Annotated in this window: 11 protein-coding genes and 2 pseudogenes (1 of these 13 running past the window's edge); 10 read left to right on the top strand and 3 right to left on the bottom strand. The window is 52.1% G+C overall.

Annotation, left to right across the window (positions count from 1 at the left end; genetic code table 11):
- Positions 1 to 107: 107 nt before the first annotated feature.
- Complete coding sequence (gene xthA, locus OGX92_RS03460; RefSeq protein WP_003030642.1) at positions 108 to 914, bottom strand: exodeoxyribonuclease III; 807 nt, start codon at positions 912 to 914, stop codon at positions 108 to 110.
- A 444-nt stretch (positions 915 to 1,358) separates the two neighbouring features.
- Between xthA and astC the strand changes: the two genes are divergently transcribed.
- The 7 genes from astC to ves all read left to right on the top strand — a co-directional run bounded on the left by astC (position 1,359) and on the right by ves (position 9,147).
- Entirely contained in the window at positions 1,359 to 2,579 is a 1,221-nt protein-coding gene (gene astC, locus OGX92_RS03455) for a succinylornithine/acetylornithine transaminase (protein WP_286586243.1), read from the top strand.
- Positions 2,576 to 3,610, top strand: coding sequence for an arginine N-succinyltransferase (gene astA, locus OGX92_RS03450; protein WP_003832529.1), 1,035 nt, complete (start codon positions 2,576 to 2,578; stop codon positions 3,608 to 3,610). Before astC ends, astA begins: the two co-directional genes overlap by 4 nt.
- Positions 3,607 to 5,085: a succinylglutamate-semialdehyde dehydrogenase gene (gene astD / locus OGX92_RS03445; protein WP_126318345.1), complete on the top strand. Its 1,479-nt coding sequence runs from the start codon at positions 3,607 to 3,609 to the stop codon at positions 5,083 to 5,085. Before astA ends, astD begins: the two co-directional genes overlap by 4 nt.
- Positions 5,082 to 6,425, top strand: a complete 1,344-nt coding sequence (gene astB / locus OGX92_RS03440; protein ID WP_003832532.1) for an N-succinylarginine dihydrolase — start codon at positions 5,082 to 5,084, stop codon at positions 6,423 to 6,425. The genes astD and astB overlap by 4 nt, the downstream gene beginning before the upstream one ends.
- A complete protein-coding gene (gene astE, locus OGX92_RS03435; RefSeq protein WP_063941489.1) occupies positions 6,418 to 7,383 on the top strand; it encodes a succinylglutamate desuccinylase in 966 nt (321 codons plus the stop codon). Before astB ends, astE begins: the two co-directional genes overlap by 8 nt.
- A gap of 349 nt (positions 7,384 to 7,732) precedes the next feature.
- Entirely contained in the window at positions 7,733 to 8,218 is a 486-nt protein-coding gene (gene spy, locus OGX92_RS03430) for an ATP-independent periplasmic protein-refolding chaperone Spy (protein ID WP_003832537.1), read from the top strand.
- Between the two features lie 353 nt (positions 8,219 to 8,571).
- Positions 8,572 to 9,147, top strand: coding sequence for an environmental stress-induced protein Ves (gene ves / locus OGX92_RS03425; RefSeq protein WP_286586251.1), 576 nt, complete (start codon positions 8,572 to 8,574; stop codon positions 9,145 to 9,147).
- Here the strand turns inward: ves and cho are convergent.
- Both cho and nadE read right to left on the bottom strand, forming a co-directional pair.
- A complete protein-coding gene (gene cho / locus OGX92_RS03420) occupies positions 9,107 to 9,994 on the bottom strand; it encodes an excinuclease Cho (RefSeq protein ID WP_063941490.1) in 888 nt (295 codons plus the stop codon). The two genes, ves and cho, sit on opposite strands and share 41 nt — an antisense overlap.
- Positions 9,995 to 10,125: 131 nt before the next feature.
- A complete protein-coding gene (gene nadE / locus OGX92_RS03415) occupies positions 10,126 to 10,956 on the bottom strand; it encodes an NAD(+) synthase (RefSeq protein WP_149335784.1) in 831 nt (276 codons plus the stop codon).
- A gap of 210 nt (positions 10,957 to 11,166) precedes the next feature.
- On the opposite strand from nadE, the gene osmE reads away from it, so the two are divergent.
- From osmE to OGX92_RS03400, 3 genes and pseudogenes are all read left to right on the top strand, one after another.
- A complete protein-coding gene (gene osmE / locus OGX92_RS03410; RefSeq protein ID WP_003030621.1) occupies positions 11,167 to 11,508 on the top strand; it encodes an osmotically-inducible lipoprotein OsmE in 342 nt (113 codons plus the stop codon).
- A 298-nt stretch (positions 11,509 to 11,806) separates the two neighbouring features.
- Positions 11,807 to 12,010 (top strand): annotated as a pseudogene (gene chbB, locus OGX92_RS03405) (PTS N,N'-diacetylchitobiose transporter subunit IIB); the annotation flags it as partial.
- Positions 12,011 to 12,065: 55 nt separating this feature from the next.
- A pseudogene (locus tag OGX92_RS03400) lies at positions 12,066 to 12,136 on the top strand (IS1-like element transposase); its annotated part runs 224 nt beyond the window's last position; the annotation flags it as partial.

Raw genomic sequence — 12,136 nt, 5'->3', positions numbered from 1 at the left:
TATAATAAATTCCCGGCCGTAACAATGTATTACCGTCACTTTATTGATTTTGCACAGAATAAACAGACTCTCCAGACCGGGCCTGGAGAGTAAAAAGACGCAGAAGGTCAGACGCGGAATTTAGCCCATACAGGCGCATGGTCGGACGGTTTTTCCATGCTGCGAATTTCATAGTCGATGCCGGTTTCTTCGCAGCGTTCCGCCAATGGGTTGCTCGCCAGCAGCAGATCGATACGCAGGCCACGGTTATCGTCAAAGCCTTTTGAGCGATAGTCGAACCACGAGAACTGGTCATTCTTTTCAGGATTTGCGTGACGGTAAGTATCCACCAGACCCCAGCCCAGCAGGCGTTCCATCCACTCACGCTCCTCCGGCAGGAAGGAACATTTACCGGTACGCAGCCAGCGTTTACGGTTTTCTTCGCCAATGCCGATATCGAGATCGGTTGGGCTAATATTCATATCGCCCATGATCAATACCGGATTGTCGCGCTTCAGTTCAGTCTCCAGATAGTTTTGCAGGTTCTGATAAAACGCGGCTTTGGCCGGGAATTTGGTTTCATGGTCACGGCTTTCGCCCTGCGGGAAATAGCCGTTGATCACCGTGATGCTGCCCAGAGGGGACGGAATTTCTGCCATGATGATACGACGCTGCGCTTCTTCGTCATCGCCCGGGAAGCCACGACGTACCGCAATTGGCGTTTCTTTCGTTAACAACGCCACGCCGTAATGACCTTTCTGGCCGTGATAAAAGACGTTGTAACCGAGCTTTGCTACCTCTTCGAGAGGGAACATATCGTCGTGGACTTTTGTCTCCTGTAAGCCAATAACATCCGGTTGGTGTTTTTCGACAATGGCTGCCAGTTGATGGGGACGGGCACGCAGGCCGTTGATATTAAAAGAGACAAATTTCATAGTCGCTGCCACTTTGCAAGATGAATAGTGCAAGGATGGTAGCAGAATTTCTGCAGGCTGACTGCTTCTTGTCACCTGATTCCAACAATGATTGCTAATGGTGTTAACGATGGAGCAAAAACTGCACCGTTTTGGCGCGAAGCGCGTCGGAATGGAGCAATAATTTCCGAAAAATTTCGTATACGATCACAATTCCAGAATTATATTTGGCGACTGAATAAAACTGCGTTTTTTCCTCTGTTTAGTCGCCTGATGCGCAAACATATTCACTTTATATGCACATGCAGTGAATATCGCCACGTTGTAACCTGTTGATATTCCGTCATCGACCTCCGTTTATGCACTTTTTTCGCTGGCTGGCACGAACCCTGCAATCTACATTTACACCGCAAACACTATATTTATTAACATATAAATAACCTTTTATTTACTGTTGAGGTCGCTATGTCTCTGTCAATTACGCGTGAAAATTTTGATGAATGGATGATGCCCGTATATGCTCCGGCCCCTTTTATTCCGGTGCGGGGTGAAGGTTCACGTCTGTGGGATCAACAGGGTAAAGAGTATATCGATTTCGCGGGAGGCATTGCGGTTAACGCGCTGGGTCACGCCCACCCGGCATTGCGCGAGGCATTAAACGACCAGGCGAGCAAATTCTGGCATACGGGAAATGGCTACACCAACGAGCCGGTACTGCGTCTGGCGAAAAAGCTGATTGACGCCACCTTCGCCGAGCGTATTTTCTTCTGTAACTCCGGCGCAGAAGCCAACGAAGCGGCACTAAAACTGGCGCGTAAATATGCCCACGATCGTTTTGGCAGCCAGAAGAGCGGGATTGTAGCGTTTAAAAATGCTTTCCATGGCCGCACGCTGTTTACCGTCAGCGCCGGAGGACAACCTGCCTACTCACAGGATTTCGCGCCGCTGCCGCCGGATATCCGTCATGCCGTATACAACGATCTCGATTCTGCCAGCCAACTGATTGATGACACTACTTGTGCGGTTATCGTGGAGCCTGTGCAGGGTGAAGGCGGTGTGGTACCGGCAACAAAAGCTTTTTTGCAGGGGCTACGTGAGTTATGCGATCGCCATAATGCGCTGCTGATTTTTGATGAAGTTCAGACCGGCGTTGGCCGTACCGGGGAGCTGTATGCCTATATGCACTACGGCGTGACTCCGGATCTGCTGACGACAGCAAAAGCGCTGGGCGGTGGTTTCCCCATCGGCGCACTGCTGGCGACAGAGCGTTGCGCCAGTGTGATGACGGTTGGTACACATGGTACAACGTACGGCGGAAACCCGCTGGCGACGGCGGTGGCAGGTAAATTGCTGGAAATTGTGAATACACCAGAAGTGCTCAACGGAGTAAAACAGCGCCACGACTGGTTTGTGGAGCGTATAAACGCCATTAACGAACGTTTTGGACTGTTTAGTGAAATTCGTGGACTCGGACTGCTGATCGGCTGCGTGCTGAACGCGAAATTTGCCGGGAAAGCGAAACTCATCTCGCAAGAAGCGGCTGTTGCCGGGGTGATGGTACTGATCGCTGGCGCTAACGTGGTGCGTTTTGCGCCAGCGCTCAACGTCAGCGAAGAAGAAGTCGCCACCGGACTGGATCGCTTTGCGCTGGCCTGCGAACGCATTAAAGCAGGGGGTTCATCATGATGGTGATTCGTCCCATTGAACGCGCGGATATCACCGCGTTGATGCAGCTTGCCAGTAAGACCGGCGGCGGGTTGACCTCGCTACCGGCGAATGAAGCTACGCTGATGGCGCGTATCGAACGTTCACTCCAAACCTGGCGCGGTGAGTTGCCAAAAAGTGAGCAGGGATATGTGTTTGTGCTTGAAGACAGTACCAGCGGAACCGTGGCCGGGATTTGCGCCATTGAGGTGGCGGTAGGGCTTAACGATCCCTGGTACAACTACCGGGTTGGTACCCTGGTCCACGCCTCGAAAGAGCTGAATGTCTATAACGCGCTGCCGACGTTGTTTCTGAGTAACGATCACACAGGTAGCAGCGAGCTTTGTACTCTGTTTCTCGATCCGGACTGGCGAAAAGAAGGCAACGGCTATTTGCTGTCAAAATCGCGCTTTATGTTTATGGCGGCCTTTCGCGACCGATTTAATGAGAAAGTCGTGGCCGAAATGCGCGGCGTGATTGATGAGCACGGTTACTCGCCGTTCTGGCAAAGCCTCGGTAAACGCTTTTTCTCAATGGAGTTCAGCCGGGCGGATTTTCTCTGCGGGACAGGACAGAAAGCCTTTATTGCTGAACTGATGCCCAAGCATCCTATTTATACCCATTTTCTGTCTGATGAAGCGCAAGGCGTGATTGGTCAGGTGCATCCGCAAACTGCCCCGGCGCGGGCGGTGCTGGAGAAAGAAGGATTTCGCTACCGCAACTATGTCGATATTTTCGACGGCGGGCCAACGCTGGAATGCGATATTGACCGGGTTCGGGCTATTCGTAAAAGCAGGCTGGTGGAAGTGGCGGAAGGTCAGCCAGCAACCGGCGAATATCCGGCCTGTCTGGTTGCCAATGAAAACTATCAAAACTTCCGCGTCATGCTGGTTCGCGCAGACCCGGATACCCAACGTCTGGTGCTGACGGCGGCGCAACTGGACGCCCTAAAATGCCACGCTGGCGACCATGTACGTTTTGTACGTCTTTGTGCAGAGGAGAAAACAGCATGACACTATGGATAAACGGTGACTGGGTGACGGGGCTGGGCGAGCGTCGGGTGAAAACCAACCCGGTAAGCGGTGATGTGCTGTGGCACGGTAATGATGCAGATGCAACGCAGGTGACGCAAGCGTGCCAGGCCGCACGCGCAGCCTTTGCCGGTTGGGCTAAACAGCCTTTCAGCGCACGCCAGACTATTGTTGAAAAGTTTGCTTTATTGCTGGAAAGCAATAAAGCCGAGCTAACTCAGATTATCGCCAAGGAAACCGGAAAACCTCATTGGGAAGCCGCGACTGAACTGACGGCGATGATCAATAAAATCGCCATCTCCGTCAAAGCTTACCATGCCCGTACCGGTGAGCAGCACAGTGAACTACCGGATGGTGCGGCAACGTTGCGCCATCGCCCACACGGCGTGCTGGCGGTTTTTGGTCCGTATAACTTCCCCGGTCATTTACCCAATGGTCATATTGTTCCGGCATTGCTGGCAGGCAATACGTTGATTTTCAAACCCAGCGAGTTGACGCCGTGGACCGGTGAAGCAGTAACAAAACTGTGGGAGCAGGCGGGGTTGCCGCCGGGCGTGCTGAATCTGGTGCAGGGCGGACGTGAAACGGGGCAGGCGCTGAGTGCGCTGGAAGACCTCGATGGCCTGCTGTTTACCGGCAGTGCGAATACCGGTTATCAGCTGCATAAGCAGTTATCCGGCCAGCCGGAAAAAATCCTTGCCCTGGAGATGGGGGGCAACAACCCGCTGATTATTGAGAATCCGGAAGATATTGATGCCGCAGTGCATCTGACCATTCAGTCCGCATTTGTCACCGCCGGACAGCGCTGTACCTGTGCCCGCCGCCTGCTCGTAAAAAAAGGCGCGCAGGGTGATGCGTTCCTGACGCGTCTGGTGGAGGTTAGTCAGCGTTTAATGCCCGGCAACTGGGATGCACAACCGCAGCCATTTATGGGTGGACTAATTTCCGAACAAGCAGCGCAACACGTCTATGATGCCTGGCAGCGTCTGGCGTCGTTGGGCGGCCGTACGCTGTTAGCGCCACGTCTGGTAAATGCCGGAACGTCACTGCTGACCCCTGGAATCATCGAACTGACCGGGGCGGGGAACGTACCTGATGAGGAGGTTTTCGGTCCGCTGCTCGGCGTCTGGCGTTATGACAGCTTTGATGATGCGATTCGTATGGCGAACAACACTCGCTTTGGATTGTCGTGTGGGTTAGTTTCGCCCGATCGCGGCCAGTTCGAACAGCTACTGTTGGAGGCGCGGGCAGGGATCGTCAACTGGAATAAGCCGTTAACCGGCGCTGCGAGTACCGCACCGTTTGGCGGTGTAGGCGCTTCCGGGAACCATCGCGCCAGCGCGTGGTATGCCGCAGATTATTGCGCCTGGCCGATGGCAAGTCTGGAATCCCCGGCCCTAACGCTGCCAACGGCGCTTAGCCCCGGACTGGATTTTTCTCGCGAGGATAAGCTATGAAAGCCCGTGAGGTAAATTTTGATGGTCTGGTGGGACTGACTCACCACTATGCTGGATTGTCATTTGGTAATGAGGCCTCAACCAAACATCGATTTCAGGTGTCGAACCCGCGTCTGGCGGCAAAGCAAGGTCTGCTAAAGATGAAAGCACTGGCGGATGCAGGATTTCCTCAGGCGGTGATCCCGCCCCACGAGCGGCCTTATATTCCGGTTCTGCGTCAGTTGGGTTTTAGCGGCAGTGACGAACAGGTGCTGGATAAAGTGTCGCGTCAGGCGCCTCACTGGCTCTCCAGTGCCAGCTCCGCATCGCCTATGTGGGTAGCGAATGCGGCGACGGTTTGCCCTTCGGCAGACTCGCTGGACGGGAAAGTGCATCTGACGGTGGCGAATCTGAATAATAAGTTCCACCGTTCACTGGAAGCGCCTACTACCGAAGCATTGTTACGGGCGATTTTCCGTGATGAGAATAGCTTTGCGGTCCACGGTGCGTTACCCCAGGTTGCGCTATTTGGCGATGAAGGGGCGGCAAACCATAACCGCCTGGGTGGAGATTACGGTGACCCCGGCGTACAGCTGTTTGTTTACGGTCGTGAAGAAGGCAATGCATCCCAACCGAAGCGCTATCCGGCAAGGCAATCCCGTGAGGCCAGCGAGGCGGTCGCGCGACTGAATCAGGTCAACCCACATCAGCGCATTTTTGCTCAGCAAAACCCGGACGTTATCGATCTTGGTGTGTTCCATAACGATGTGATTGCGGTGTCGAATCGCCAGGTGCTGTTTTGTCATCAGCAGGCGTTTGTCAGACAGCAGGCATTGTTAGAGCAGTTGCGCAGCCAGGTGGCAGGTTTTACCCCGCTGGAAGTCCCGACAGCGGAAGTGTCGGTGCAGGATGCCGTGACCACTTATCTGTTTAACAGTCAGTTGCTGAGTCGTAGTGACGGTTCGATGATGCTGGTCCTGCCGCAGGAGTGTCGGGAGCATGCTGGCGTGTGGCGGTATTTGAACCGGCTTCTCGAGGAAGACAATCCGATCGATGACCTGCGGGTATTCGATCTGCGTGAAAGTATGTCCAACGGCGGTGGTCCGGCATGCTTGCGCCTGAGAGTGGTGCTCACTCCGCAGGAACAGCAGGCGGTGAATCCGGCGGTTATCATGAACGACACGCTGTTTAACACGTTGAATAACTGGGTTGACCGTTACTATCGCGATCGTCTTACCGCTGCCGACCTTGCCGACCCACAACTGTTGCGCGAGGGGCGTGAAGCGCTGGATACGCTGACGCAATTGCTCAACCTCGGCTCAGTGTATCCTTTCCAGCAGGAGGGGATGCGCCATGGATAACTTTCTGGCGATCACGCTCGCAGGCGCCACTCCAGAGAAAACGCAAGGAACCACTCATGGTTTTGACTGGCAGTGGATCGGTCACGGAATTCTGGAACTGACGCCGCTTGCACCCGTTGAACATTCTCTGGTGCTGTCTGCGGGGATCCATGGCAATGAAACCGCGCCGGTAGAGATACTCGATTCATTGCTTTCCAGGCTGTTTAGCGGCGAGCTGACACTGACATGGCGGCTGCTGGTGATTCTGGGAAACCCGCAGGCGCTGGCTGCGGGAAAACGATATTGTCATAGCGACCTTAATCGTATGTTTGGCGGTCGGTGGCAGATTTTTACCGCAAGTGAAGAAACGCACCGAGCCCATGGGCTTGAGCTGTGTCTGGAAGATTTTTATTCGCGCGCAAAGGAGCCTGTGCGCTGGCATCTGGATCTGCACACCGCGATTCGCGGTTCACAGCATCTGCGCTTTGGCGTATTGCCACAACGCAACGTTGCCTGGGACGAGGATTTCCTTGAATGGCTGGGAGACGCGGGACTGGAAGCGCTGGTTTTCCATCAGACGCCTGGCGGCACGTTCACCCATTTTAGCGGGGAACATTTTGGTGCGTTGGCCTGTACGTTGGAACTGGGTAAAGCGCTGCCGTTTGGACAAAACGATCTCACCCAGTTTGCACAAACGGCAGACGCACTGGAAAAACTGCTGCGGGGTGAACGGGTGTCGACGAGAGAAATATCCCCGCTGCGTTATCGCGTGGTGTCGCAAATCACGCGTCGTAGCAATGATTTCATTCTCCACATGGATAACCAGACGCTAAACTTTACCCCCTTTAAAGAAGGCACCTTGCTGGCGCAGGACGGAGATGAACGTTTTATCGTCACCCATGATGTTGAATACGTTCTCTTTCCCAACCCTAACGTGGCCTGTGGTTTACGTGCCGGATTGATGCTCGAAAAGTTGTGATCAATATATTCGCCCTGCAGGATTATCCTTTAGGGCTTATTTTTGCGTGCTGTTTTTATTTATTACGGATTATTCCTGGTGAATTGCTTTCTTAATAAACAGGGTTCAGGTATAGTTCTTCATAATCCGTTCAAAATCATCCTGTTGTAATTTTTTATTGCAACTCTCCGCAATTTATTCTTTTTTTCTTCATAATTGATGAAAGTTTGTTTTTTACACTTTCACTGTTTTACCGTTGCTCTGATTAATTGACGCTTAAGCCGGTAAAGTTAATCTCGTCAACACGACATCACATTGCATAAGAGTCGCATGAGTGTCGTAAAAATAACTGAAAGAAAGGATAGAAATTATGCGTAAACTGACTGCTCTGTTTGTTGCCTCTACTCTGGCGCTGGGTGCTGCGAACCTGGCTCATGCTGCTGACACTACAACAGCTGCACCAGCGGATGCTAAACCGATGATGCATCACAACGGCAAATTTGCCCCGCATCACGACATGATGTTTAAAGACCTGAACCTGACTGACGCACAGAAACAGCAGATCCGCGAAATCATGAAAGGCCAGCGCGATCAGATGAAACGTCCGCCGCTGGAAGAACGCCGTGCAATGCACGACATCATCGCCAGCGATAGCTTCGATAAAGCGAAAGCCGAAGCGCAGATTGCGAAGATGGAAGAACAGCGCAAAGCCAACATGCTGGCGCATATGGAAACTCAGAACAAAATTTACAACATTCTGACCCCGGAACAGAAAAAGCAGTTTAATGCCAATTTTGAGAAGCGTCTGACAGAACGTGCAGCGCAGAAAGGTAAAATGCCGGAAGCTGCCGAGTAATCGATCAGCGTCTACACTAAATCATTCACACTGTGTCGCGCTGATTGCCGCACAGTGTGAAACCAAACTCAAGACCGCCGCTCTTGTCCACAACACGTATAACGATGTGGGCAGGATCGGCGGTTTTTTCATTTCTGCCTATTGCACCGGACGCACGACACGCTATTCTCCTGAAGCCCGCGAAAATTCTACCTGGATCAGCGCGTTATTCTTTTTTGCAAAATGCCGGGTTCATCGCTAAGGCAAATCAACTCTGCTGCCGATAACAATAATCTGCAGGGTGAACATAATAATGATGATTTATGGCTGTCTGTTTACGGCAGGCTGCCATGCTGCTCCTTTCTGGAGGGATGATGGAATACTTTGATATCCGCAAAATGCCGGTTAACCTCTGGCGGAATGGTGCGGGAGAAACGCGTGAGATTTGCTGTTTTCCGCCAGCAACACGAGATTTTCACTGGCGGGCGAGTATCGCCTCCATTGCAGCAAACGGTGAGTTTTCTCTTTATCCCGGCGTAGAACGTGTGATTACTCTGCTGGAAGGTGGAGAAGTGACCCTGGAAGAAACGAACATCTTTACGCATACCCTGAAACAGCATCAGCCTTTTACCTTTGCCGGTGACAAGGTGGTAAAAGCAAAGCTGACGGAAGGGCAGATGTCGATGGATTTTAATATCATGACCCGACGAGATGTTTGCCAGGCAAAAGTCAGAGTGGCCGATCGCACCTTTACGACCTTTGGTTCACGCGGCGGCGTGGTGTTTGTTATCAGTGGTGCATGGCAACTGGGCGATAAACTGCTGACGGCCGACCAGGGTGCGAGCTGGCATGACGGCAAACACACATTACGACTGCTGGAACGCGAGGGAAAATTGCTGTTCAGCGAGATTAACTGGATGCCGGGGCATTCTCCGGATGCAGTTCAATAATGTCATATTGACCAGACAGAACAGGCCGGCAGAGAATTTTGTAGCCATCATGGTCAAAGCCTGCTGGCATACGCGCCAGGGTAGTCGCTTCATCCAGCGTTGAAACAGCTCCCAGCCACAGCCAGTTGTTGATGATATGGTACTGTGTCATTTCAGCGCCGGTTTCCTGCAGTGCAATGGCATTGCTCCATGGCCAGCAAATCACTCTCACTCTTTCCAGCGCCGCTAACAGACGCAAATGATGCGCTTCATGACTCTCTTTCCCGCAGCACGCTCCGGCGCAGCGTTTAAGCGCGGAGCGAAAACAGGCGCGCCCGCGACTCAGGGGTTCCAGCCCCAACAGGCCGTAGCACAGCTGTTGTTCATCCGCGAGGTTTTGCAACGCTTGTAGCGCTGCGCGACGATTGGCAAACAGGCCAAACAGATTGGGTGCATTGGAGAAATCAATATCTCGTGCGTAGACAACCTGAACAGTTCGGTCTGTAAGCTGCAAGGCGCAAAGCTGACGATTGCGCCGCAGTCGTTTGTTAAACAACGGCTGTTGTTCTTTGATCAACCGCGCTTCCAGCAGCAGGGCACCAATTTCTCCCGCCGTACAAATCCAGCTAATGCGTTTGGCCTGACGCAGCATTGCCGCTTCGTCCGCGGTACGCAGGTGTGCCAGCACGCGGCTGCGAATATTGACACTTTTACCAATGTAGAGCGGCATAGTGTCGCTTTCACTGTGAAACAGATAGACGCCTGGTGCGGTGGGAAGCGCACTCAAAAATGGACGCAGGTGTTCAGGATATTCATAGATTGCCGCTGCCTCAAATGTCAGGCGTGGGGCTGATTGACGCCGTACCACTTCTCACTCCGGGTGCTGGTTATTCATCCAGTATAGCAGTTTGAAACCGATTAAAAAAGCGGCATCAGGCCAGGAGGAGGGGCCGGACAGCGGTGATCCCAGTGCTATCCGGCAATATGCGACTAAAAGAATTACGCTTTTTTCCAGAAGTCATCAAACACCGTAATCGGTGTGCGACGTTTGTGCTCGGTCTTCAGATACCAGCCTTCAATTTTTTTCGCGACGTCGGCAGCCAGCGTTTTTCCTTCCAGGTAATCGTCGATGTTGTCATAGGTGACGCCTAATGCGGCTTCATCCGGCAGAGAAGGGCGATCGTCTTCGAGGTCGGCGGTTGGCGCTTTCTTATATAAATGCTCCGGGCAACCCAGCGCGGCAAGCAACTGCTTACCCTGACGCTTGTTCAGACGGAAAATAGGGTTAATGTCAGTACCGCCATCGCCGTATTTGGTGAAAAATCCGGTGATGGCTTCTGCTGCATGATCGGTACCCACGACAACACCGCTGGTCATTCCGGCGATACTGTACTGGGCCTTCATACGTTCACGGGCTTTTTCATTGCCACGGACAAAATCGCTCAGTTCAATACCCGCTTCACGCAGGGCCTGTTCACTGGCCAGTACCGCACCCTTAATATTTACTGTGAGCACTCGGTCAGGTTGGATAAAGGCGATGGCATCCTGGCAGTCCTGTTCATCAGCCTGAACGCCATACGGCAGACGTACGGCAATAAACTGCAACGCGTCAGTCCCCGTTTCTTCGCGAAGCTCGGAAATAGCCATCTGGCAAAGTTTTCCCGCGAGCGTTGAGTCCTGTCCGCCGCTTATCCCTAATACCAGTGATTTCAGAAAAGGGTACGTTTGCAGGTAGGATTTCAAGAAATCCACGCTGCGGCGAATTTCCTCTTCTGCATTAATTTGCGGTTTTGCGCCAAGCGCCTGGATTATCTCTTGCTGCAGAGTCATTTAACCCCCTCCGAAAAATGAAATGATCAAAAAAATGATGTGTTAAAGCTAACGCGTTGGGACCCAAACGACAAGGGATGCAGGCCTGATCTAACATCATTTTGTTTTAATAGAATTTTCCGAAACGACCTAAGTATCATCTGATTGCTTGAAAAATGTGTTGTTGTGCTCCAGGCTTATATAACACGCTGAAATACAAGAGGACGGAATATGAACAAGAACCTAACAGGAATTCTGAGTGCAGCGGCTGTTTTGACTATGCTGGCAGGGTGTACGGCCTACGATCGTACTAAAGACCAATTTGTTCAGCCCGTGGTGAAAGATGTGAAGAAAGGGATGAGCCGGGCGCAGGTGGCGCAGATTGCCGGTAAACCTTCTTCTGAAGTCAGCATGATTCATGCGCGAGGGACATGCCAGACCTACATCCTGGGTCAACGAGATGGTAAAGCTGAAACCTATTTTGTTGCTTTAGACGACACCGGACATGTGATTAACTCCGGTTACCAGACCTGCGCAGAGTACGACACTGACCCGCAGGCGGCGAAGAAGTAACAACTGCTTATTGCCTGAGCATTCAGAAGAACCGGCCATTGTGCCGGTTTTTTTGTGCCGAACGATCTTATTTATTGCCGCGAATTATTTACCCGAAATGTGAGGGGGGTCATAACGACAGGTCAAGGAGAGACAATTTAGTTGGTCAAGGAAATACCATCCACCGGTGCAATCCCGTATACTCATTTCAGCCACCTAAAAAAGTAATTTAGCTGACGCAAGTTACCCAGAGCATGGATGCAGGTTATGGCTTGCGGAGTGTCTGGTTGACAGATAATCGCACATGAGGATCGTTTTAATGGAAAAGAAACACATTTATCTGTTTTGTTCTGCGGGCATGTCGACTTCATTGTTGGTTTCGAAGATGCGTGCTCAGGCCGAAAAATACGAAGTACCGGTTATTATTGAAGCATTTCCTGAAACGCTGGCCGGAGAAAAAGGTCCTGTCGCCGATGTCGTGTTATTAGGTCCACAAATTGCTTATATGTTGCCCGAAATTCAGGGTGATGCTGCCAACTTACTGATTTAGTGTATGATGGTGTTTTTGAGGTGCTCCAGTGGCTTCTGTTTCTATCAGCTGTCCCTCCTGTTCAGCTACTGACGGGGTGGTGCGTAACGGCAAAAGCAC

Source organism: Citrobacter sp. Cpo089, assembly GCF_030332695.1.
Classification (GTDB): Bacteria; Pseudomonadota; Gammaproteobacteria; order Enterobacterales; family Enterobacteriaceae; genus Citrobacter; species Citrobacter portucalensis.
The sequence above is the reverse complement of the archived record's forward strand: the minus strand, read 5'-3'. Positions and strand labels throughout refer to the sequence as shown.